Annotated in this window: 24 protein-coding genes and 1 tRNA gene; 12 read left to right on the plus strand and 13 right to left on the minus strand. The window is 67.4% G+C overall.

The window, feature by feature from the left end; all coding sequences use genetic code 11:
* Nucleotides 1–114: 114 nt before the first annotated feature.
* A complete protein-coding gene (gene trxB, locus GQR91_RS16990; RefSeq protein ID WP_149680900.1) occupies nt 115–1,083 on the minus strand; it encodes a thioredoxin-disulfide reductase in 969 nt (322 codons plus the stop codon).
* A gap of 124 nt (nt 1,084–1,207) precedes the next feature.
* Between trxB and GQR91_RS16995 the strand changes: the two genes are divergently transcribed.
* The 4 genes from GQR91_RS16995 to GQR91_RS17010 all read left to right on the plus strand — a co-directional run bounded on the left by GQR91_RS16995 (nt 1,208) and on the right by GQR91_RS17010 (nt 5,182).
* A complete protein-coding gene (locus tag GQR91_RS16995) occupies nt 1,208–3,499 on the plus strand; it encodes an FdhF/YdeP family oxidoreductase (protein WP_149680901.1) in 2,292 nt (763 codons plus the stop codon).
* Nucleotides 3,496–4,002, plus strand: a complete 507-nt coding sequence (gene mobA, locus GQR91_RS17000) for a molybdenum cofactor guanylyltransferase (protein WP_112381103.1) — start codon at nt 3,496–3,498, stop codon at nt 4,000–4,002. The genes GQR91_RS16995 and mobA overlap by 4 nt, the downstream gene beginning before the upstream one ends.
* Nucleotides 3,999–4,799 (plus strand): formate dehydrogenase accessory sulfurtransferase FdhD, encoded by an 801-nt coding sequence (gene fdhD, locus GQR91_RS17005; RefSeq protein ID WP_149680902.1) that lies wholly within the window; start codon nt 3,999–4,001, stop codon nt 4,797–4,799. Before mobA ends, fdhD begins: the two co-directional genes overlap by 4 nt.
* A gap of 239 nt (nt 4,800–5,038) precedes the next feature.
* On the plus strand, nt 5,039–5,182 hold the full coding sequence (locus GQR91_RS17010; protein ID WP_160146720.1) for a hypothetical protein: 144 nt from the start codon (nt 5,039–5,041) through the stop codon (nt 5,180–5,182).
* 46 nt (nt 5,183–5,228) lie between these two features.
* Here the strand turns inward: GQR91_RS17010 and GQR91_RS17015 are convergent, their stop codons facing one another.
* From GQR91_RS17015 to GQR91_RS17030, 4 genes are all read right to left on the minus strand, one after another.
* Nucleotides 5,229–5,471, minus strand: coding sequence for a hypothetical protein (locus GQR91_RS17015; RefSeq protein WP_149680903.1), 243 nt, complete (start codon nt 5,469–5,471; stop codon nt 5,229–5,231).
* Nucleotides 5,472–5,677: 206 nt separating this feature from the next.
* Nucleotides 5,678–5,754, minus strand: a tRNA-Met gene (locus GQR91_RS17020).
* 53 nt (nt 5,755–5,807) lie between these two features.
* A complete protein-coding gene (locus GQR91_RS17025; protein ID WP_149680904.1) occupies nt 5,808–6,326 on the minus strand; it encodes a 2'-5' RNA ligase family protein in 519 nt (172 codons plus the stop codon).
* On the minus strand, nt 6,323–8,242 hold the full coding sequence (locus GQR91_RS17030; protein ID WP_149680905.1) for a potassium transporter Kup: 1,920 nt from the start codon (nt 8,240–8,242) through the stop codon (nt 6,323–6,325). Before GQR91_RS17030 ends, GQR91_RS17025 begins: the two co-directional genes overlap by 4 nt.
* A 304-nt stretch (nt 8,243–8,546) precedes the next feature.
* Between GQR91_RS17030 and uxuA the strand changes: the two genes are divergently transcribed.
* Entirely contained in the window at nt 8,547–9,716 is a 1,170-nt protein-coding gene (uxuA, locus tag GQR91_RS17035; protein ID WP_149680906.1) for a mannonate dehydratase, read from the plus strand.
* Here uxuA and GQR91_RS17040 read toward each other — a convergent pair.
* Nucleotides 9,713–10,651, minus strand: a complete 939-nt coding sequence (locus GQR91_RS17040) for a glycoside hydrolase family 43 protein (RefSeq protein ID WP_149680907.1) — start codon at nt 10,649–10,651, stop codon at nt 9,713–9,715. The genes uxuA and GQR91_RS17040 overlap by 4 nt on opposite strands.
* Nucleotides 10,652–10,779: 128 nt before the next feature.
* Here GQR91_RS17040 and GQR91_RS17045 point away from each other — a divergent pair, with 128 nt between their 5' ends.
* Both GQR91_RS17045 and GQR91_RS17050 read left to right on the plus strand, forming a co-directional pair.
* Complete coding sequence (locus tag GQR91_RS17045; RefSeq protein WP_149680908.1) at nt 10,780–11,532, plus strand: FadR/GntR family transcriptional regulator; 753 nt, start codon at nt 10,780–10,782, stop codon at nt 11,530–11,532.
* 59 nt (nt 11,533–11,591) lie between these two features.
* Nucleotides 11,592–13,037 carry a flavin-containing monooxygenase gene (locus GQR91_RS17050; protein WP_268878312.1) on the plus strand — a complete coding sequence of 482 codons (1,446 nt, stop codon included), beginning with the start codon at nt 11,592–11,594 and terminating at the stop codon, nt 13,035–13,037.
* A gap of 225 nt (nt 13,038–13,262) precedes the next feature.
* On the opposite strand, the gene GQR91_RS17055 is transcribed toward GQR91_RS17050, so the two are convergent.
* From GQR91_RS17055 to GQR91_RS17070, 4 genes are all read right to left on the minus strand, one after another.
* Nucleotides 13,263–13,691 carry an ExbD/TolR family protein gene (locus GQR91_RS17055; RefSeq protein WP_149680909.1) on the minus strand — a complete coding sequence of 143 codons (429 nt, stop codon included), beginning with the start codon at nt 13,689–13,691 and terminating at the stop codon, nt 13,263–13,265.
* 26 nt (nt 13,692–13,717) lie between these two features.
* Complete coding sequence (locus tag GQR91_RS17060) at nt 13,718–14,191, minus strand: ExbD/TolR family protein (protein ID WP_112381111.1); 474 nt, start codon at nt 14,189–14,191, stop codon at nt 13,718–13,720.
* 118 nt (nt 14,192–14,309) lie between these two features.
* Nucleotides 14,310–15,113: a MotA/TolQ/ExbB proton channel family protein gene (locus GQR91_RS17065; protein ID WP_112381112.1), complete on the minus strand. Its 804-nt coding sequence runs from the start codon at nt 15,111–15,113 to the stop codon at nt 14,310–14,312.
* 50 nt (nt 15,114–15,163) lie between these two features.
* Nucleotides 15,164–15,844: an energy transducer TonB gene (locus GQR91_RS17070; RefSeq protein WP_112381113.1), complete on the minus strand. Its 681-nt coding sequence runs from the start codon at nt 15,842–15,844 to the stop codon at nt 15,164–15,166.
* Between the two features lie 214 nt (nt 15,845–16,058).
* Between GQR91_RS17070 and GQR91_RS17075 the strand changes: the two genes are divergently transcribed.
* Nucleotides 16,059–16,946 carry a hypothetical protein gene (locus tag GQR91_RS17075; protein ID WP_249042550.1) on the plus strand — a complete coding sequence of 296 codons (888 nt, stop codon included), beginning with the start codon at nt 16,059–16,061 and terminating at the stop codon, nt 16,944–16,946.
* Here GQR91_RS17075 and GQR91_RS17080 read toward each other — a convergent pair.
* Nucleotides 16,922–17,197 (minus strand): Rossmann fold domain-containing protein, encoded by a 276-nt coding sequence (locus GQR91_RS17080; protein ID WP_149680910.1) that lies wholly within the window; start codon nt 17,195–17,197, stop codon nt 16,922–16,924. The two genes, GQR91_RS17075 and GQR91_RS17080, sit on opposite strands and share 25 nt — an antisense overlap.
* A 4-nt stretch (nt 17,198–17,201) precedes the next feature.
* On the minus strand, nt 17,202–17,573 hold the full coding sequence (locus GQR91_RS17085) for a dihydroneopterin aldolase (protein WP_112381115.1): 372 nt from the start codon (nt 17,571–17,573) through the stop codon (nt 17,202–17,204).
* A gap of 116 nt (nt 17,574–17,689) precedes the next feature.
* Between GQR91_RS17085 and GQR91_RS17090 the strand changes: the two genes are divergently transcribed.
* From GQR91_RS17090 to GQR91_RS17105, 4 genes are read left to right on the plus strand one after another with little or no spacing between them, the layout of a single operon-like run.
* Nucleotides 17,690–18,214: a GNAT family N-acetyltransferase gene (locus GQR91_RS17090; RefSeq protein WP_235903835.1), complete on the plus strand. Its 525-nt coding sequence runs from the start codon at nt 17,690–17,692 to the stop codon at nt 18,212–18,214.
* 40 nt (nt 18,215–18,254) lie between these two features.
* Nucleotides 18,255–18,821 carry a DUF1285 domain-containing protein gene (locus GQR91_RS17095; RefSeq protein ID WP_149680911.1) on the plus strand — a complete coding sequence of 189 codons (567 nt, stop codon included), beginning with the start codon at nt 18,255–18,257 and terminating at the stop codon, nt 18,819–18,821.
* Complete coding sequence (locus tag GQR91_RS17100; protein WP_149680912.1) at nt 18,818–19,432, plus strand: CoA pyrophosphatase; 615 nt, start codon at nt 18,818–18,820, stop codon at nt 19,430–19,432. Before GQR91_RS17095 ends, GQR91_RS17100 begins: the two co-directional genes overlap by 4 nt.
* Entirely contained in the window at nt 19,429–20,652 is a 1,224-nt protein-coding gene (locus GQR91_RS17105) for a CCA tRNA nucleotidyltransferase (protein WP_149680913.1), read from the plus strand. Before GQR91_RS17100 ends, GQR91_RS17105 begins: the two co-directional genes overlap by 4 nt.
* Here the strand turns inward: GQR91_RS17105 and GQR91_RS17110 are convergent.
* Nucleotides 20,592–22,265: a putative bifunctional diguanylate cyclase/phosphodiesterase gene (locus GQR91_RS17110; protein WP_235903836.1), complete on the minus strand. Its 1,674-nt coding sequence runs from the start codon at nt 22,263–22,265 to the stop codon at nt 20,592–20,594. The two genes, GQR91_RS17105 and GQR91_RS17110, sit on opposite strands and share 61 nt — an antisense overlap.
* Nucleotides 22,266–22,347 lie beyond the last annotated feature (82 nt).

Genomic DNA, 22,347 nt, shown 5'->3' on the forward strand with positions numbered 1-22,347 from the left:
CCCCTCTCCCCTCCGGGAGGGGCCCGCCGCAAAGCGGTGGGAGGGTGAGGGGCCGCCCAGCAGCGCAGCACGGCTTGGCACCCCCTCCCCCAAAAGAGAGAGGGAGCAGAAACCCTATTCCGCCGCCTCGGCCATCTCGGCGAACTCCGCCGCCGCCAGGAACCGCTCGGCATCCAGCGCCGCCATGCACCCGGTGCCCGCCGCAGTCACCGCCTGCCGGTACACCTTGTCGGCCACATCGCCGCACGCGAACACGCCCTCCACGCTGGTGCGGGTCGATCCCGCCTCCACCGCGATATAGCCGTCCGCATCCAGCTCCAGATGCCCGCGGAACAGCTCGGTCGCCGGGTGATGCCCGATCGCGACGAAGCCGCCCTCCACGTCGATCCGGCTATGCTCGCCCGTCACCGTGTCGACCAGGTCCAGCGCGACCAGCCCGGCATTGTCGCCGCCGTCCACGAATTCGCGGACTTCCTTGTTCCACAGGACCTTGACGTTCGGATGCGCATGCAACCGCTCTTGCAGGATGCGCTCGGCGCGCAAGCTGTCGCGGCGGTGGATCAGCGTCACGTCATCCGAATGGTTGGTCAGGTACAGCGCCTCCTCGACCGCGGTGTTGCCACCGCCGATCACCGCCACCTTCTTACCGCGATAGAAGAAGCCGTCGCAGGTCGCGCAGGCGGATACGCCCTTGCCCTTCATCGCGTCCTCGCTGTCCAGGCCCAGCCACTTGGCCTGCGCGCCCGTCGCGATCACCAGCACGTCCCCTTCATACACGTCGCCGCCATCGCCGATCAGGCGGAACGGGCGCCGGGACAGATCGACCTCGGTGATCGTGTCCCACATCAGGCGCGTGCCGACATGCTCGGCCTGCTTCTGCATCTGCTCCATCAGCCAGGGACCCTGGATGACATCGGCAAAGCCGGGATAATTCTCCACATCGGTAGTGGTGGTTAGCTGCCCGCCAGGCTGGATGCCCTGCACCACGATCGGCGCCATGCCGGCACGCGCGCCGTAAATCGCGGCCGACAGGCCGGCTGGCCCCGAACCCAGAATAAGCATGCGGGTGGTGTGCGTCGTCATGAGAGCGTTTGCATCCTGTTTCTTCCCTGGCACCTAGATAAGCGCAAGCGACGAAAAAATGAACTGCCCCGCTGGCACCGATTGCCGGTCCGCTTCGTTACCTTTGTTAGGCGGAGAAGTATGCATGCGCGACGAAGACAAGGACGTGAAGATCACGGAATATACCGGCGCGGCCGGTGGCTGGGGCTCGATGCGCGGCATGGCACAGGTAGTGCCCAAAGAGCGTCCTGGCCCCGATGTGCTGGACGCTTTGCGCCGCCAGAACAAACCGGAAGGCGTCATGTGTGTCAGTTGCGCATGGGGCAAACCCGCCAAGCCGCACATCGCCGAATTCTGTGAAAATGGCGCTAAGGCAACCGCTTGGGAATTGTCCAACCTGCGCGTCACGCCGGAGTTCTTTGCAAAGCACAGCGTCTCCGAGCTGGCCGAATGGCCCGACCATGATCTGGAACAGGCCGGCCGCCTGACCCACCCGATGAAGTATGACCGCGCCACCGACCGCTATGTCGCGGTGCCGTGGGATGAGGCATTCGCCGCGATCGGCGCCAGGCTGAAACGCTGCGACCCGAAAAGGGTCGTGCTCTACGCGTCGGGCCGCGCCAGCCTCGAAACTTCGTTCATGTACGGCCTGTTCGCCCGCATGTGGGGGCAGCAGAACCTGCCCGATTCGTCCAACATGTGCCATGAGACGACCAGTGTCGGTCTGAAAAACGCGATCGGCTCGCCGGTCGCGACGATCCAGATGGAAGATTACGAGAAGTGCGACGCCATTTTCGCCTTTGGCCAGAATGTCGGCACCAATGCGCCGCGCATGCTCCACACGCTGAAATCCTGCCGCGACCGCGGTGTCGAGATCGTCGTGTTCAATCCGCTGCGCGAACGCGGCTGGGAACGCTTCACCGATCCGCAGAACCCGGTGCAGATGACGACGGGCGGCTCGACCACCATCGCCACCCAATATCATCAGGTCCGCGCCGGCGGCGACATTTCCGCGCTGCTCGGCATCTGCAAGCTGGTGATCGAGGCGGATGACCGCGCCCGTGCGCTCGGCAACGAGCGTGTCCTCGACCATCATTTCCTCGAACAGCACACCACCCGGTTCGAGGATTTTGCCGCCTTCGCCCGCGCTGCGAAATGGGACGACATCACCCGCGAAAGCGGCCTGACCCGCGACGCGATCGAGGCGGCCGCGCAGGTCTATATGAAGGCCAAGCGCGTCATCGTCGTCTACGGCATGGGCATCACCCAGCATCGCTACGGCATGGACAGCCTGTACATGCTGGTCAATTTCCTGCTGCTGCGCGGCAATATCGGTCGCGAGGGTGCCGGCCCCGGTCCGGTCCGCGGCCACAGCAACGTACAGGGCCAGCGCACCGTCGGCATCACCGAGAAGACCGAGCTGGCCCCCGTTGACCGTTTGAAGGAACTGTTCGAGTTCGAACCGCCCATTGAAAAGGGCTGGGACACGGTGGAAAGCTGCCGGCAGATCATCGACGGCACGTGCGAGGGCTTTGTGCAACTGGGCGGCAACTTCCTGCGCGCGACGCCTGAACATGCCAAGATGAAGGAAGGCTGGGCAAAGCTGCCGATCACCGTCAGCATCGCCACCAAGCTGAACAAGAGCCACCTCTATCCCGGCGAGGAAAGCTACATCCTCCCCTGCCTCGGCCGCATGGAACGCGACATGCAGGAAAGCGGCCGTCAGGCGGTGTCGATGGAGGATTCGTTCAGCCACATCTACGGCTCGGTCGGCAAGGCCAGCCCGGCGTCCGACACCCTTCTGTCCGAGCCAGCGATCGTCGCCGGTCTCGCCAAGGCGGTGTTGCCGCCCAACCCCAACGTTCCCTGGGACGCATGGGTCGGCGACTACAGCCTCGTCCGAAAGGCGATCGAGGATGTCTATCCCGACAAGTTCGCCAACTTCAACGAACGCCTGTTCGAACCCGGCGGCTTCTGGAAGGGCAATCCCGCCGCGCATCGCCAGTGGGAAACCGAAAGCGGCAAGGCGGAATTCAACACGCCGCGCGCACTCAACGCCGCCGGCTTCGACGATGCCGATGGCCGCTTCCGCCTCATCACGCTGCGGTCCAACGACCAGTTCAACACCACCGTCTACGGCTATGACGACCGGTTCCGCGGCATCAAGGGGACGCGTCAGGTCGCGATGATGAACGCGGCGGATATTGCCCGGCTGGGCCTGAAGGACGGCGACCGGATCGCGCTGGAAAGCGATGCGGAGGACGGGGTGGAACGCGTCGTCGGCGATCTGCGCGTCACCGCCTATGACATCCCGGCGGGGTGCATCGGCGGCTATTATCCCGAGCTGAACTATCTGATCGCCCTCGAGCACCACGCCCTGGAGAGCCATGTGCCGGCCGGCAAGTCGGTGCCTGTGCGCGTGCGCGTGCCCTCATGACGATCCTGGGTGCGGTGTTGACCGGCGGGCGTTCGTCCCGCTTCGGCTCGAACAAGGCGCAGGCGCTGCTCGGCGAGCGATCACTTGCCGCCCATGCCCGCGCACTGATCGCGCCGCACTGCGCCGACGTCGTCATGATCGGTGGAGAGGGCGGGGTGCCGGACCTGCCCGAACCGGGGCTCGGGCCGCTGGGCGGCATCGCCGGCGCGCTCGATTATGCCGCGGAACATGGGTTTCGCTGCGTGCTGACGATCGGCTGCGACATGCCCCGCCTGCCCGATGGTCTGATCGAGGCGCTGCTGCACCGCGAACCGTCCTACTGCGCCGATGCACCCGTGCTGGGGCTGTGGCCGGCGGCGCTCGGCGCGCATCTGCTGGCGCATCTAGGGCTGAACGGCGACCGATCGGTGCGCGGCTGGGCACGCTCGGTCGGCGCCATCCCCGTCCCCTCGCCCGTCCCGCTCGCCAACATCAACACCCCCGCCGATCTGGAGACGCTGTGAACGCTGCGGAAGACGCGGCGCTGACGATCCTGCGCGTCGATGGCAGCCAGGCCGCCATCGACCGCGCCATCGCCTGCGAAGTGCCGGTCGCGATCGAGATCGACGGGTTCGGCTATGCGGTGATGATGATGACGCCGCAGGATTTCGGCGACTTCGCTACCGGCTTCCTGCTCACCGAACGCCTGATCGATGCGCCTGCCGACATCCTCGACATCGACCCGTTTGAAACCGAACGGGGCTGGATCGTCCGCGTCGCGCTCGTCGCGCGCTGCCGCGCCCGCATCCACGACCGTGTCCGCCACCGCACCAGCGACACCAGTTGCGGCCTGTGCGGCATTTCCGGGCTGGAGCAGGTCGCCCGCCCCGTCACCTATCGCGCCGCCCGCCCCACCGCACCTGCGCCCGCCCTCTTCGCCGCCCTCGCGACCCTACGCGCCCACCAACCCCTCAACGTCCAGACCGGCGCCGTCCACGCCGCCGCCGCCTGCGACGCCGCCGGCACCATCCTCGCCGTCCGCGAAGACGTCGGCCGCCACAACGCCCTCGACAAGCTGATCGGCCATCTCGCCGGCGCCACCGTCCCCGCCTTTATCCTCGTCACCTCCCGCATCAGCTACGAAATGGTCGATAAAGCCCTGGTCATCGGCGCGCCGATCCTTGTCGGCATCTCCGCCCCCACCACGCTCGCGCTATCCCACGCGCGCACCCACGACCTCACCCTGGTTGCCCTGGCCCGCCCCGACGCCATGCTCGTCGCACATGATCCTTTCGGATGGTTCACGACTGATCCGGAATAGCGGCGCAGGTCTTACCCGCGCTTAACCGTCTCTCCGCCAGGAAGCGGCATCATTGATGACGGAACAGCAACGATGCGACAGGACGCCGAATGGACCGCGGCAGAGGAAGTGCCGCCGCCCGCCGACATACACCACCTTGCGCGGTTGATGGCCAAAGCTCAGCCAGCCCCACGCGGCGGCCCGTTCGCCTTTATTTGCGCGCTCGCAACAGCGGTCGCCGCCTGGGAGCGTGAACAGGCATGATGCATTTCGGACGGATCGTGGCTGGTCCGGCCCTGCGCCCTGCGCCGCGGCTGCATGCGCGGTGGCGGATCGCGATACTGGTCGCGCTCGGGCCTGTCGGCTGGGGATCGGTCGCCCTGCTGTTCGCGCTGCTGTTGTGAAAACGGGAGCCCGGTCAGGGGCTCCCGTCACATCATAGGTCAGGCGTCAGTTGCTGTCCGAATCGTCGTCGTCATCGGCGATCAGGATGATGCCGCCCACGACCGCGGCTGCGGCGAGCACCGCCACGATCACGCCGCCGCCGGCCAGTTCGTTCTTCTTGGCGCTGGGTGCCGACGCACGCGCCGACTTGGCCACCGACAGGCTGGCCGCCGGATTGGCGGGCGCTGCCGCAACAGGCGCGGCAACCATGGCGGACGCGGCCGCCGCCGTCAGAAACTTTGCGATCATAATTGGATACTCCCGGCTGTGGTAGGGCACGCACCACACGGTGCAGCGCTACCGACGCCCGGGCACGCCGGTTGTTCCCGATTTCAGGCGGAGGCGTGACGCGGCGAGAGCAGGGATGGGAGAATCCGGACCGCCGCGTCACACCAGATCATCGCTCCGGCCAGGGGCCAAAGCAAGTACCGAATTGGGACAAATGTCGGGAACGATGGTAGCGGAGGAGGGACTTGAACCCCCGACCCCAGGATTATGATTCCCGTGCTCTAACCAGCTGAGCTACTCCGCCTTGAAGGCAAACCATCGTCGGAGCGGCGCCTATAAGCAGGCTGTTCGGGCCGGTCAAGCGAACAAATGTCGCGACAGCAACTCCCAGGGGCCGCCGCGATACCACCACGCCCCCAGGCCGATCACCTCGACCATCCGCGGCTCGAACCCGCGCGACAGATTGGCCAGCAACAGCCGGGCGGTCGCCGGCGTGACCTTGTTCTGGATCGTCACATGCGGCCGCCATCCGCCGGCATCCTGCGGGGTCAGCAGGCCGCTGAACGCATCCGCCAGCTCGTGCCGGATCGCCACCAGCTCGGGCGATTCGATGCGGATCGCCACCCCGCGGCCCAGCGACATCAGCCCGGCCGCCTTCGCCTGTGGTGCCCGCACGCCGCGCGTCATGCCGTTCAGCCGGTGCTTTAACTCGTCCGCCGCCGACGGCGGCAGATGGTGGAACAGCGTGCAATGCGCATCCAGCTGGTTGCGCTCGGGCGGAAAATGCTCGCGCCGCAATCCGTCCAGCCAGCCCTGGTCGTGCCGGCCGAACAGCGCGGAGACGATGATCGGCGCAGGTGCGGGCGCGTCGGTCAAATCTCCACCTGACTGCCCAGTTCGACCACCCGGTTCGTCGGCAGGCGAAAGAATTCCATCGCGCTTTCCGCATTGCGCAGCATCCACGAGAACAGCTTCTCGCGCCACAGCATCATGCCCGGTCGCGACGAGGGCAGTAGCGTCTGGCGCGACAGGAAGAAGCTGGTGTCCATCATCTTGAACGCGCCCCCCTCGATCTCCACCCGCTTCAGCCCGGCCGGCACGTTCGCCTCCTCCATGAAGCCGAAGCGCAGCACCAGCCGGTAGAAGCCGTGCCCCAGTTCCTCCAGCGCCGCCCGGTCATGGTCCGGCCAATAGGGCCGGCCGGCGATCTTGACGGTCAACAGGATCACCCGTTCGTGCAGCACCTTGTTGTGCTTCAGATTGTGGAGCAGCGCATGGGGCACGCCCTCCGACGTGCTGGTCATGAACACCGCGGTGCCCGACACCCGCGACGCCGCATTGGCCGCCGATTCGATAAAGACCTTCACCGGCATCGTGCCTTCGCGCAGCCGCTCGATCATCAGCTTGCGCCCCGTCGACCAGGTGGTCAGGAAGGTGAAGATGATGAAGCCGACCAGCAGCGGGAACCACCCGCCCGCCGGCACCTTGGTCAGGTTCGCGAAGAAATACGCCCCGTCCACCAGGAAGAACAGCGCGAGCAGCGGCATCGCGGCGTAAAGCGGCCACTTCCACAACCGGGTCAGCGCCACGCCCAGCAGGCAGGTGTCGATGAACATCGCCCCCGTCACCGCGATTCCGTATGCCGATGTGAGATTGGAGGAGGTGCGGAAGAACAGCACCAGCAGGATCACCATCACCATCAACATCCAGTTGATGAGCGGGATGTAGATCTGCCCCGCCGTCGTCGCCGAGGTATGCTCGATGCGCAGCCGCGGCATGAAGCCGAGCTGGATCGCCTGTTGCGTGACCGAGAAGGCGCCGGTGATCACCGCCTGGCTGGCGATCACCGCGGCCGCCGTCGCCAGCATCACCAGCGGCAATTGCAGGCTGTCGGGCGCCAGCATGTAGAAGGGGCTTTCCAGCGCCGCCTCGCCCTCGCGGAACAGCAGCGCACCCTGCCCCATATAGTTCAGCATCAGCGCCGGCAGCACGAAGAACAGCCAGGACAGGCCGATCGGCCGCCGCCCGAAATGCCCCATATCGGCGTACAGCGCCTCGGCGCCGGTCACCGCCAGCACCACCGAACCCAGCGCAAGAAAGCCGCGCAGCGGATCGATCAGGAAGAACTGCACCGCATAATGCGGCGACAGCGACCACAGGATCGCCGGCGTCTGCACGAAGCTGATCACGCCCAGCACCGCGATCACCCCGAAGTAGAGCAGCATGACGGGGCCGAAGAACAACCCCACCTTTTCAGTCCCCGATCGCTGGATCGAGAACAGCGCGATCAGGATGGCCACCGCGATCGGGATCACGAACCCGCCAAAGGCCGGCGCCGCCACGGCGAGCCCCTCGACCGCGGACAAGACGGTGACCGCCGGCGTGATCATGCTGTCGCCATAGAACAGCGCGGTGGCGAACACGCCCAGCAGGATGATCCCCCGCGTCCAGCGTTTCGTCTTGGTCTGTCCGGACACCAGCGCCAGCAGCGCCAGGCTGCCGCCCTCGCCATTATTGTCGGCGCGCATGATGATGGCGACATATTTCACCGACACCACGATCATCATCGACCAGAAGATCAGGCTGATGACGCCCATGATGTGCGCGGTGTCGACGGGCAGCGGATGGTGCGGGCTCGCGAAGGTTTCGCGGAACGCATAAAGCGGGCTGGTCCCGATATCGCCGAACACCACGCCGATCGCACCCAGCGCCAGCTTGATCATGCCGCCGTGATGCTGTTCGTCATGGCCGGCCGGCCCGGTGGTCGCCACCCCCGTTGGCGAGACGCTCATATCGCCCGCAGGCTCATGAACGAGGCGGCGCGCGCCGCGGCGAAGTTCCGGATACCCCCTGGCATGGCGCGGCCTCTAGCATGGGGCTGGAAACGCAGCAACGCGACCTGCGATCCGCCGCGGGACAGTATCGGGTCCGGACATGCATCGCCTCCCCGAAATTGCTTGTAATCGAACATCAATATTGGCCTGTCCATTTTTCGTAGACTGGCCTGTCAGGATCGCGCTACAGCCCTGCCCGGAGATGAGTTTGTCGGGAGAATGGCGGATGTCGGCGTCGCATGATCGGACCACGGGACCGTGGATGACGCAGGCGATGCGCTGGTTCGGCCCGGCCGACCCGGTCTCGCTCGCCGCGATCCGGCAGGCCGGGGCCAGCGAGGTGGTAACCGCGCTGCATGAGGTTCCCAACGGCGCGGTCTGGCCACGCGAAACCATCGCCGCGCGCCGCGCGATGATCGAGGCGGCGGGCCTTGGCTGGACCGTCGTCGAAAGCCTGCCGGTGGATGATGTCATCAAGACGCGGGGCCCCCTGTGGGAGGAACGCATCGCCGCCTACCGCGACAGCCTGACCAATCTTGCCGCCTGCGGTATCACCGTCGTCACCTACAATTTCATGCCCCTGCTAGACTGGACGCGGACGGATCTCGCTTACCCCATGCCCGATGGCGCACTCGCGCTGCGTTTCGAATGGGATGCGGTCGCCGCCTACGACATCCACATCCTCCGCCGCCCCGGTGCCGAGGCGGATTACCCGCCGGCCCGCGTCGCCGCCGCCGCCGCGCTGTTCGCGCGGCTGTCGCCGGCGGACCGTGACGCGCTGGAGGCGACGATCCTCGCCGGCCTGCCGGGCAGCGAGGAAAGCTTCACCTCCGCGGGCTTTCTGGCCGCGATGCAGGATTATGCCGGCATCGACGCGGACCGCCTGCGCGAGAATCATGTCGCCTTTCTGCGCGCCGTGTGCCCGCACGCCGATGCGCTCGGCATCCGCCTCGTCCTCCATCCCGACGATCCGCCCTTTCCGTTGTTCGGCCTCCCCCGCATCGCCAGCACCGAGGCCGACTTCGCCGCGCTGTTCGACCGCGTCCCCGCCCCCTCCAACGGCCTGTGCTTCTGCACCGGCTCGCTGGGCGCCCACCCCGACAACGACCTGCCCGGCATGATCGAACGGCTGGGCGACCGGATCGGCTTTCTTCATCTCCGCTCGGTGCAGCGCGAAGGGGATCACGCCTTTCACGAGGCGGCGCATCTTGGCGGCGACGCGAACATGCCCGCCGTGGTCGCCGCGATCCACCGCTTGTCGCGGGCGCAGGGACGCAGCATCCCGATGCGGCCGGACCACGGCCACCAGATGGCCGACGACCTCACCCGTCGCTGCAATCCCGGCTATTCACTGATCGGCCGCCTGCGCGGCCTCGCCGAACTGCGCGGGCTGGAGGCGGGCATCGCCCACGTCCAGGGGGCTTGCGCCTAGCCCAGCGCCGCCAGCGCCTTCAACCGCGCCGCACCGATCGGAATGATCGTGCCATGATTGGCCCCGGCCGGCATCGCGATCCGGTCGGACACGTCGCGCCACGTGCGCCCGTCGCGCGAGGCGACCGCATCATAATGCTTCTCGGTGTAGCGGTCGAAGAACAGCACGATCTCGCCATCCACCACCACCGCGGTCGGTCCCTCGCTCCATGCCGGCGTGATCGGCGCCGACAATGGCCCGAAGCGCGGCGGGGACAGCGACACCTCGCACCACTGGATCACCTTGCGCAGCGGGTCCCTGCGTTCGTCCTTCACGAACATCAGCATCCGGCCATCCCGCTCCAGAAAGGTCGCGTCGATCACGCTGAAGCCCGGATCGTAGAATAGCTGCGTCGGGGTGAACCGGCGGAAGTCGCGCGTCGTGGTGGCGTACAGCCGGTGATCGCCCTCGTCTCCGGCCTTGCCGACCGTGCTTGCCCACACGATCACGAAATGCCGCGCCCGCGCGTCCCACACCAGTTCCGGCGCCCAGCTGTTGCGCGTGTCCGGGAACGCCGCCATCACCGGCACCGCCTGCTGCTCGGACCAGTGGATCAGGTCGCGCGACGAGGCATGGCCGATCGTCACGCCCGTCCAGCTCGTCGTCCACACCATGTGATAAAGCCCGGTCTGCGGGTCGCGCGCGATGCACGGATCACGCATCAGCTTGTTCTCGCCCACCATCGGCACCAGGATCGGCGCGCCGTTGCGCACCGCACGGTACCGGTAGCCGTCCTCGCTGATCGCCAGCCGCATGCCCGCCCCGCCATTGTCGGCATTGCGGAAATAGCTGAAGGCGTATCCGCCGCCCGCGGGTGCCGCCGCGGCACGCTGCGCAAAGGCCGGCAATGTCGCGGCCAGCGCCACGCGGCCGCAAAATGTGCGTCGATCCAGCATGCCTTCTCCCCCTTGGCCTTTTGCGACACTGTGCCGATTTGCCGGACAAGATCAACCGGCCCATATCCATCCACGCCCGGCGCGCGCGGGCTATTGTACCCCCGCCCCCGGCGTGACATGAGAACCCCATGAAGCAGCGCGGCGAAAAGCTGTACCAGCGCATCGTCCATGCGATCGTCGAGGCCATTGACCAGGGGCGCTATACCACCGGCATGCGCCTGCCCGGCGAACGCGAACTGGCGGAGGAATATTCCGTCAGCCGCCCCACCATCCGCGAGGCGATGATCGCGTTGGAGATACGCGGGCTGGTCGAGGCGCGGCACGGCTCCGGCTTGTACGTCACGGCGATCACCCCGCAGACCACCGACCAGCCCGAACTCGACATCGGCGCATTCGAACTCATCGAGGCGCGGATCCTGTTCGAGGGGGAGGCTGCCGCCGTCGCCGCGACGGTGATCGATGACGAGGCGGTGGCCGAACTCGATCGCATCCTTGGCGACATGGCCGCGGTCGCCTCCTCCAGTCCCGAGGCGGTGGAGGCCGATCGCCTGTTCCACCTGCGCATCGCCGAGGCGACGGGGAATACCGTCATCACCACGGTCGTCGACATGCTGTGGACGCTGCGCGATCGGGCCCCGCTCAGCGCCCATATGTTTGCCGAGGCCCGGCGGGAAGGCGTTCACCCCCGCGTCGAGGAGCATCGCCTGATTGTCGATGCGCTGCGTGCCCGCGATTCCGCTGCCGCCCGCAAGGCGATGCGCGACCATCTGCGCCGGGTGATCGACGACGTCCTCGCCGCAACCGAGGTGGAGGCACTGCGCCGTGCCCAATCCGAAATCGCCGAGCAGCGCGGCGCGCTCGCCAAAAGGCTGCACGCCTGACCGGGCCGTCCAAGGACGCGCAATCGCCGGCCGCGCCGCCGGACATTCTTGACGTCCTCATCGTCGGCGCGGGCGTGTCGGGCATCGGCTGCGCCTGCTATCTGCGCCGCCTGATGCCGGACAAGCGCTTCGCCATTCTTGAGGCGCGGGGCGATCTCGGCGGCACCTGGGATCTGTTCCGCTATCCCGGCATCCGCTCCGATTCCGATCTCTTCACCTTCGGCTATGAATTCCGGCCATGGACCTCCGATCAGGCGATCGCCGACGGCCCCGCGATCCAGTCCTATCTGCGCGACACGGCGGCCGAATATGGCGTCGATCGCGCCATCCGCTATCGTCATCGCCTGCTGCGGGCGGATTGGGACAGCGGCAAGGCGCTCTGGGGGGTTGAGGTGCGCCGTACCGACCGGGACGAGACGATCACCCTGCTATGTCGCTGGCTGTTCGGCGCCACCGGCTATTACGATTATGCGCAGGGCTATGCGCCGGACTTTGCCGGGCAGCAGGATTTTGCCGGCCCGATCGTCCATCCCCAGCATTGGCCCGCGGACCTCGACGTCACCGGCAAGCGTGTCGCGGTGATCGGCAGCGGCGCCACCGCCGTCACGCTCGTCCCCGCGCTTGCCCGCACCGCCGCCCATGTCGTGCAGGTACAGCGCACCCCCACCTACATCCTCCCCGTCCCCAGCCGCGACCGCATCCATGCCGTCCTCCGCTGCCTCCTCCCCGCCGCCACCGCCTATGCGGTCACCCGCCGCCTCAACATTGCCCGCCAACGCTGGGTCTACACCCTGTTCCAGCGCTACCCCCGCGCCGCCCGCCGCTTCATCCGCTGGGCGAACCGCCGGTCGCTCCCCGCCGGCTTCCCCCTCGATCCCCATTTCACGCCCCCCTATGCGCCATGGGACCAGCGGCTGTGCGCGGTGCCGGATGGCGACTATTTCGCCGCGCTGCGGGGCGGGCGGGCATCGATCGTCACCGGTACCATCGCCCGCTTCGACGAAACGGGCCTCGTCATGGCGTCGGGCGAGCGGATCGCGGCCGATATCGTGGTGACCGCGACCGGCCTGAAGCTGCAACTGTTCGGCGGCGCGACCCTCGCGATCGACGGCAGGACGATCGATCCGGCGGAGCACCTGGTCTACAAGGGCATGATGCTGGACGGCGTTCCGAACTTCAGCTTCACCGTCGGCTATACCAACGCCTCCTGGACGCTGAAGGTCGGGTTGATCTGCCGCCATTTCTGTCGCTTGCTGGAAATGATGGATGCGCGCGACGCGCGGATCGTCGTCGCCGAACGGCCGGGGGGTCCGATCGAAACCCGCCCACTGCTCGACTTCGCCGCCGGCTACGTCACCCGCTCCCTCGACACCCTCCCCAGACAGGGCGACGCCGCCCCCTGGCAAATGACCGTCGACTATGCCCGCGACACCCGCCACCTCACCCGCGACCCCATAACCCACCCCGCCCTGCACTTCCTGCCGGGTCCACAGGAAGCCCGCTAACTCGGCCCTCGGTCGCTCGGCATCATGAACGATGACATTCGACAGGCGGAGGGTCGCCCCGATGCCCGCCCGATCGCTCCTCATGCCGGAGGGGTGTGAGGCCTGATCACTGCGCTGGCATATGCTCCGGACGCGCCTTGCCCAGCTTCACCATCTCCATAGCCAGAGACAAAAAAGGGCGGCCCCGAAGGACCGCCCTGTCTTCTTTCACCTGATCGTCAGCGATCAGAAATCGTTGCGATACTGCTCGTTGCCGATGAAGCCGAGCTTCGTCACCGCCGACCGCTTGATCACCGCGAGCGTGCGGTCCACCGCTTCATACTTCGCGTTGGGCGCGGGCTGGAAGTGGAGTTCCGGCTCGGGATTGATCGCAGCCGACTGGTCGAGATACTGGCGCAACGTCACTTCATCGACCTGCGACCCGTTCCAGGTGACGACACCCGCCTCATCGATACCCACCTTGTTCTTCTGCGGGTCGACGGGGTTCTGCGGCGCGTTCTTCGAGTTGACCGGAAGGTCGACCTTCACCGCGTGCGTCTGGATCGGGATGGTGATGATGAACATGATGAGGAGAACGAGCATGACGTCGATCAACGGCGTCGTGTTCATTTCCATCATCGGCTCGCCGTCGTCAGATCCGGCGCTCATTGCCATGGCAAGCTACTCCTTCAGGCCGCGTGTCAGGCGCGCGGGTTTTGGCCGGGGGCCGGCTCGGAGATGAAGCCGACGCGGGCGAAACCGGCCTGCTGCATCGTGTAGATGGTGCCGCCGATGCACCGGTAGGGCGTATTCACGTCCCCGCGGATATGCGCTTCGGGCAGCTGATCCGGCGTGATGTTCGGGCCAAGCCGATCCACCTCGGCCTGGAGCTTGGTGACGGCACGTTCGCGCAGTTCGTTGGAATTGACCCGGGTCAGGTTCCAATAGACCGCGCACTGGCCGTTCTCGGACGTGACGGAAAGCGACACGTTTTCCGGCTTGGTCGTGGTCGGGTCGAACCGCACATCGGGCAGCTTGAGCGGCACCGACTGGATCACAACGGGAACCGCGATCAGGAAGATGATGAGAAGCACCAGCATGACGTCCACGAGGGGCGTCGTGTTGATCTCCGACATCGGTTTCTCGGAGGAGTCCCCTCCAACGCTCATCGCCATGTGCGAGCTATCCTATCCATCATTCTGTCGCCGGTGTGATTACACCGGCCCGACCGAGGGTTCATACCCGCGGCCGGGTTGCAGGGCCGCCACCACGGCGACCCTGCCCCTGCTTGGTTCAGGCGCGCGTCTGAACACCACCGGCCTGGCCGGCGGTCGTCGTGGCGGGGGTCGCCTTCACGGTTGCGGGCTTGCCGGCGGCAGCCGAACCGGTCGTCGGGCGAACCGCACCGTTCGAAGCCAGGAAGCCGAGCACGTCGTTCGAGAAGGCCGACAGGTCTTCCGCGATGCCCTTGTTGCGACGCTGCAGCCAGTTGTAGGCGAGCACGGCCGGAACCGCGACGACCAGGCCGAGTGCGGTCATGATGAGCGCCTCGCCGACCGGACCGGCGACCGCGTCGATCGATGCCTGGCCCGACGAACCGATCTTGATCAGTGCGCGGTAGATGCCGATCACGGTGCCGAACAGACCGATGAACGGTGCGGTGGCGCCCACGGTCGCGAGGAAGGCGAGACCGCCACCCAGCTTCGAGTTGATCGCCGCTTCCGAACGCGCCAGCGAGCCGTGCAGCCAGTCATGCGCCTCGACCGGATCGGTCAGCTTCGAGTGCTGGTCCTGAGCCGCCAGACCGTCGTCGACGATCTGCTTGTAGGCCGAGTTCTTCTCGAGCTTGGCCGAACCCTCGCGCAGCGAGTTCGAGCTCCAGAAGCCCTGACGGACGCGCTTCGCCTGGTTGATGATTTTCTGCTGCTCGAACAGCTTCGAGAACAGGATGTAGAAGGACACGACCGACATGAGCACGAGGATCGTGAACACCGACTGCGAGATCAGGCCGCCTTCGCGAAGCGCAGCGCCGAGGCCGTAAGGGTTTGCCTCGGCTCCGGCCGCAGCGCCGCCCGCGGCGAGGATGGTGGTGAGCATGATTGGTTAGGTCCTCTGACTAAATCGTAAAAACGGGATGGTGCTGAACGTCACTCTTGCGGCAGGCGCCACGTCACGCGTCGCGACGAGCTCGACCGGATCGGATTGCCCGACTGATCCATGGCGGGGCTGTAGCGACCGCGGCGCGTGATCGCGCGGCATGCCGCGTCGTCCAGCGCTCTGGATCCGCTCGACTGGGTCACCACGCAGTTCTCCACACGGCCTTGCGTGTTGATGTCCCACTTGATGGCGGTCGTGCCCTCTTCCTGTGCGCGGATCGAGCTCGGCGGATAGTCGTCCGTCGAGATCCACTGCGCGGGATCACCCTTTGCACCCGCAGCCTTGCTGACCACCGGAGCCGCAGGCGGCGCAGGCGGGGCGGGCGGAGCAGGCGGAGCGGGCGGCGCCGTCGGCTGGCTCAGCGGGATGATGCTCGTCGTCGAGATCGACGGTGCCGGAACCGGCACGTTGACGATCGGCGGCGGCGTCACCACCGTGGTCGGCGGCGGCGGCAGGTTCGGCTGATCCGGCGGCGGGGGGGGCGGCTCGTCCGGCGGCGGCGGGGGCGGTGGCTCCTCGACGTCGAACGTATTCAGCTTTTCGGCAGCCTTCTTCACGAAATTGGTCGCAAGACCAGTGACGAGGGCATAGCCCAGGACGGCGTGGATCAGCACCACGATTACGATGGCGCCGATTTTGCCCCCAGACATCTTCTGGTCAGTATAGGCCATTCAGCAACGACACTCCTCAATCTGCCAGTTTCGCTTCGCCGTGGTCGGGAATGCGGAAACTCCTGCCAAGGCGCATAGCATGCACGGCAGAGCCTCAACCCTATCGCGACCCATGCCGTGGTGCAAACGCTTTGTCAGACGTAATAATCCTACAATCCAGCCGTGACGGAATTATTTCTGTATCGTTAATCCGCAACCGCCTATGTGCAAGCGCATGATGCGCTGTAGCTCTTCTTTTTTCGTCGCCGCCACCGCGATGCCCGCCTTGGCGCTCGCATTCGCCGCGATCGGCACGCAGCCCGCCGTTGCCGCGAATCAGGCCGCCGCCATTGCACCGGCCGGCCCCGGCTATGCCGATCTGGCCGATCTGGTCCTGTCGGCACCGGTGATCGTCGACGCGACCATCCGTTCGGCGACCAGGATCAAGGGCGCGGAAGCCGCCTCGGTCCCACCAGGACAGCAACGCTTCTATATCGAGGCGGACGTAACGGCGCTGGTACGCGGTGCCGGCGGGGTGCCGCCGCGGGTCGGTTACCTGCTGGATGTCGGGCTGGACGCACGCGGTCGCGCGCCCAAGCTGAAGAAGATGCGCGTACTGCTGTTCGCGCGGCGCGTGCCCTCCGCACCCGATCAGTTGCAGCTGGTCGCACCGGACGCGCAACTGCCCTGGTCCGCGGATCTCGATGCGCGCACCCGCGCCATTACCCGCGATGCCCTGGCGCAGGCGGCGCCGCCGGTCATCACCGGCGTCGGCAATGCCTTCCATGTCCCCGGGTCGCTGCCGGGGGAGGGCGAGACGCAGATCTTCCTCACGACCTCGGACAATCGGCCGGTGTCGCTGTCGGTGCTTCGCCGGCCGGGCGAACAGCCGCGTTGGGCGGTGGCGCTCAGCGAGATCGTGGACGAGGCCGCCGGCCCGCCGCAGCGCGACACGCTGCTCTGGTACCGCCTTGCCTGCGCGCTGCCCGACACGCTGCCCGATGCCAGCACGGATCAGCTGCAGGGCAGCGATGCCGAGATCGCGCGCGAGGATTATCGCTTCGTCTTGGCGGCGCTTGGCCCTTGCGGGCGTGCGCGTCAGGTGCCGACCGCCAATACCTGACCCGTGGTGGACGGGGCGGCGTCGAGAAACGCCACCGCGGCCTCCACCGCGGCGGCCCCCGCCCCCTCGCCCACCACAACCGCGTTGATCCGGTCCGGCGCGCGTTCGACCGCCAGCGGCCCGATCGCCGCCAGCGCAAGCGCCTGCGCCAGATCGTCGCGACCGGACTGGATCACCAGCACCACCGATTCGCCGCGCGTGCCGCGGACCAGGCCGGCGACATCGTCACCGGGATGGGCATCGACCCGCACCGGTTCAGCGCCGATGGCGGACCAGCGTGATGCCGATCGCCTCGCCATCCTCGGCGATCGCCAGCTTCACGATCTTCACCTGCACCCGCCGCACCCGCGCATCCTGCAGGAACAGCGTTTCGCAGATATGGTCGGCCACCCCCTCGATCAGGGTGAAATGCACGCCCGCCGGCAACGCCGTGGTCGCGGCGTGTTTCAGGTCGAGATAGTTTTTCGACGCGCCCAGCGGCGTATCGGGCGCGAACCGGGCGGGACATTCCAGGTCCACCGTCAACGAGATGCGCAGCGGTTGCGGCAGATGCGTCTCTTCCGAATAGATGCCGGTCAGCACCTGGACTTCGAGATCGTGAACTTCGAGCTGAAGGCTGTCTTCCATGGGCAGCGGCCTCTACTCGCTTGGCCCCCAAAGGCAATGCCGCTTGCGTTCGCCGCCCGCCGCGGTAAGGCGCGCGCGTTTCGTGGCCTTCCGGCCCGGCCAGGAATTTTGCGCCCGTGACGACCTCCCCGATAGCGATCGCCCCGCTCGATCCCGCCGACGCCGCCGACGTGGAGGCGTTGCTCGACCGCGCGTTCGGAGCCGGCCGCCACACCCGTACCGCCTACAAGGTCCGCGGCGACGCGCAGGCGATCCCCGAACTCGGCTTCGCGGCCCGGGAAGATCGCACGCTGATCGGCTCGATCCAGTGCTGGCCGATCGCGCTCGCCCGCGACGACGGCACCGCGCATCCGCTCGTCATGGTCGGCCCGGTCGCGGTTTCGCCCGATCGTCAGCGCGACGGCATCGGTCGCCGCCTCGTCGCCCGTGCGCTGGCGGCCGCCGCCGAACACGGCCTCGACGGCGCCCTGATGCTGATCGGCGACCCGGAATATTATGGCCGCTTCTTCGGCTTTTCCGCCGAGCATACCACTGGCTGGCGCCTGCCCGGCCCGGTCGAGCGGCACCGCCTGCTCGCCCGCGGTGGCGACGTACCGGATGCCCCCGGCCTGCTCGGGCCCCGCCACCGCGCGCCCGCCTGAACCTTTACGCCGCTCGCCCGCGCGCCTACCTCGCACGGCGATGCCCATGGATCTTCCCCCCGATATCGCCACGATGAGCCTGGCCGAGATCGCCCGCGCCGTCGACGAGGCGCGCCTGCCGCCGGTCGACAGCTGGACGCCCGCGCATTGTGGCGACAGCGAGATGCGGATCGCGCGCGATGGCACCTGGTATCACCAGAACAGCCCGATCGGTCGCCCGGCCATGGTCCGCCTGTTCTCCACCATCCTGCGCCGCGAGGCGGATGGGTCCCATGTTCTCGTCACGCCGGTCGAAAAGCTCGACATCGCGGTGGAGGATGCGCCCTTCGTCGCGGTGGCGATGCAGGCGGAAGGGCAAGGCCGCACCGCGCGCCTGGCTTTCCAGCTCAACACCGGCGACCTCGTCACCGCCGGCCCCGACCATGCGCTGCGCTTCGCACCGGGCGAGGATGGCCCCCGCCCCTATCTTCACGTCCGCCGCGGGCTGGAGGCGCTGGTGGCGCGGCCGGTTTATTACGAACTGGTCGAGCGTGCGCTTGCCGGCGACGATGCGGTGCCCGGCCTGTGGAGCAACGACGCCTTTTTCCCGCTGGAGCCTGCGGCATGACGCTGGCCTGGCGGCTTGCCGCCGCGATGGCCGAGACGCCGGTGGTCGACCTGCTCGCCGGCGACATGGCGGATGACATCGTCGATCCGTCGTCGCTGACCGATGCCGGCGTCCTTGTCGCGATCACCGACCGCGCCGCCCCCGGCGTGATCCTGACCCAGCGGACCGAAACCCTGCGCCGTCATGCCGGCCAGATCGCCTTTCCCGGCGGCCGCGCCGATGCGGAGGATGCCGACATCGTCGCCACCGCGCTGCGCGAGGCGGAGGAGGAGATTGCCCTGCCCCCCGCTGCGGTGACCGTGGTCGGCATCGCCGATCGCTATCGCACCGTCACCGGCTATGCGGTCACCCCCGTCATCGGCATCGTCCCGCCGGACCTGCCCCTCGTGCCGGCCGAGGCCGAGGTGGCCAGCGTGTTCGAGGTCCCCCTCGCCTTTCTGCTCGACCCCGCCAACCATGTGCGTGCCAGCGCCCATTGGCGCGGGCAGGATCGCCATTTCTTCGAGATCATGTGGAACGACCGTCGCATCTGGGGCGCCACCGCGGCGATGATCGTCAACCTGTCGCGGCGCCTCGCCGCTACGCCGGCCTGGGTGCGCCCGGCGGCATGACGACCCTTCTCTCCACCGCGTCGTGGCAGACGCATGACGGACTGTCGGCGCTCGCTGCCGCGCTTGCCGCCGTACCGGGCAACCCCCGCATCGTCGGCGGGGCGGTGCGCGACACGCTGCTGGGCATCGCGGTCGCCGATATCGATCTCGCCACGCCCCTGCCGCCGGAGGCGGTGATGGAGCGCGTCGCGGCGGCCGGATTCAAGGCGGTGCCGACCGGCATCGCACACGGCACGATCACTGCGGTCCTGCCCGGCGGCCCGGTCGAGGTGACGACGCTGCGCCGCGACGTCACCACCGATGGCCGGCATGCCGTTGTCGCCTTTACCGACGATTGGCGCGAGGATGCCGGTCGCCGCGATTTCACGATGAACGCGCTGTATGCCGATCCGGTAACCGGCGAATTGTACGACTATTTCGACGGGCTGACCGATCTTCATGCCGGCCGCGTCCGCTTCATCGGCGATCCGCGGCAACGCATCGCCGAGGATCACCTGCGCATCCTGCGCTTCTTCCGCTTCCACGCGCGTTTCGGGGATGCGATCGACGATGCCGGCCTGGAGGCGTGCACGCAGCGCGCCAACGACCTGATGGCGCTGTCGCGCGAACGGATCGCGAGCGAACTGCTGAAGCTGCTGGTCACCGCCGGCGCGGTCCCGGTCCTCGGCCTGATGGTCGATCGCGGCATCCTGCGGGCGGTGCTGCCGGAAATCGACAGCGACGGCGTCGCCCGTCTGGCGCTGCTCGCCGGGCGGGAGGCGGAGGCGGGTATGGCAGCCGATGCCGTTCGCCGGCTGGCCGCACTGGTGCCGGCCGCATCCGCCGAAAGCGTGGGCGCGCGGCTGAAGCTGTCCAACACCGATCGCAAGCGGCTGGTCGCCGCCACCCAGGGTCCCGGCGAGGAAGGCGCCCGCGCGCTCGCCTATCGCCACGGCCCCACGCTCGCCATCGATCGCCTGTTGCTGTCCGGGGCCGACCCGGCGGCACTGGCCGGCTGGACCCCGCCGACGCTGCCGATCGGCGGCGGTGCGCTGGTCGAACGGGGTTTGCGCAAAGGGCCGCAGGTCGCCGCCGTGTTGCGCGCGATCGAGACGCAGTGGATCGCGGAAGGCTTCCCTCCTGCCCCCCGCGTGCTCGAACTCGCCGACGATGCGGTGGCTCAGGCGTTGCGCTCGGCCAGCATCGACCAGGCGGCCGCCGCATCCAGCGGCCGGGCATAGACATAACCCTGCCCGTAGTTGCAGCCGAGCGCCCCCAGCGTCTGGCCCAGCTCGATCGTCTCGACCCCTTCGGCGGTGGTCCGCATCCCCAGCGCCTGAGCCAGGCCCAGGATCGCGCGCACGATCGCGAGCTTGTCGCGATCGGCGAGCATGCCGGTCACGAAGCTGCGGTCGATCTTCAGAATGTCGATAGGCAGCTTCTGCAGATAGGCCAGATTCGAATAGCCGGTGCCGAAATCGTCGAGCGCCAGCGTCGCCCCCAGTCCCTTCAGCGCCAGCATGGTGTCCGCGATCCGGTCCGGGTCGCTCACCATCACGCTTTCGGTCAATTCCAGCGTGAAGCGGTCGCCGGTCAGCCCGGCGGCGGTCAGCGTCCGCTCGATCACGTCCACCACGGTATCGCGCTGCAACTGGATCGCGGACAGGTTCACCGCCATGCGCACGCCGCTATTGCCGCCCGCGGCTCTGTCCCACCCCGCCAGCGTCGACGCCGCTTCCTCGATCGCCCAGCGGCCGAGCGGCACGATCAGGCCGGATTCCTCCGCCACGGGGATGAACTCGGTCGGTGAAATTTCGCGCCCGTCCTGCGTCCGCCACCGCGCCAGCGCCTCGAACTTGGTGATCCGCCCCGATGCCAGGTCGCAGATCGGCTGATAATGCAGCCGCAGGCGCTTTTCCTCCACCGCGTGGCGCAGCTCGGTTTCCATCGCGAATTGCGCACGCGCGATGGTGAACGCCGCCGGCTGATAGACTTCGGACCGGCCGCTCTCCTTGGCCCGCTTCACCGCGAACTGCGCGTGGCGGATCATCTCCTCGGCGTCATCATCCCCTTCGAAGCCATAGGCGATGCCCACCGCCCCCTCGACGCTGATCTCGTAATCGGTCAGGCGAAACGGCGCGGCGAATGCACGCTGGATGCGCTCGGCCAGGATCTGCGCTTCCTCAGCATGGTCGTCGATCGCCATCAAAATGCCGAACTCGTCGCCGCCGATCCGCCCCAGCGTATCGCGCCCGCGCAGCGCCCCCTTGAGCCGGCGCGCCACCGTGATCAGCAGCTCGTCGCCGACCAGCGATCCCATGCACGCATTCAACTGCCCGAATCGGTGCAGATCGACCACCAGCACCGCGTGATGCCGCCTGCCCGTCATCGCCTGTTCGATCAGGTCACCGAATCCTTCGCGATTGGGCAATCCGGTCAGCGCGTCGGTCTTCATCTCGCGGCGCAGGGAGCGCTCGCTCAGATGCTGTGCGGTCTGGTCGACCAGCATCACGATGCATTCGTCGCGCACCATCGGGCTCGATCGCGACAGCGTCACCTGGAAGAAGCGGCAATCGATCGCCTCGCCATGCGCATGCGCAAAGGCGCTTTGCCGCTCGCCCGACGCCAGAAACGCCTCGATCCGCTCGCCCAGCGCGGTCAGCAGCCGTGCCCGCCCGTTCACCACGCCGAACCCGGCGCGCCGGAACGCGATGTTGGTCGCAGAGGCGATGACCGCCCCGTTGCCGAGCCCGACGATCGCGGCCGGGATCGACATCATGTCGATCATCCGCGCCGCGACGGAGGCGTCCAGCCCCAGCGGATAGTCGGTCGGATCGAGTGCAGCGGTAGCCATTGCCAGACCGGTCTACGACTCGGTTCGTTAAGGCGACCTAAAAGCATCAGGCCGTTTTCACCGGGACCATCCGTTTCACAGG

The organism is Sphingomonas carotinifaciens, assembly GCF_009789535.1.
Classification (GTDB): Bacteria; Pseudomonadota; Alphaproteobacteria; order Sphingomonadales; family Sphingomonadaceae; genus Sphingomonas; species Sphingomonas carotinifaciens.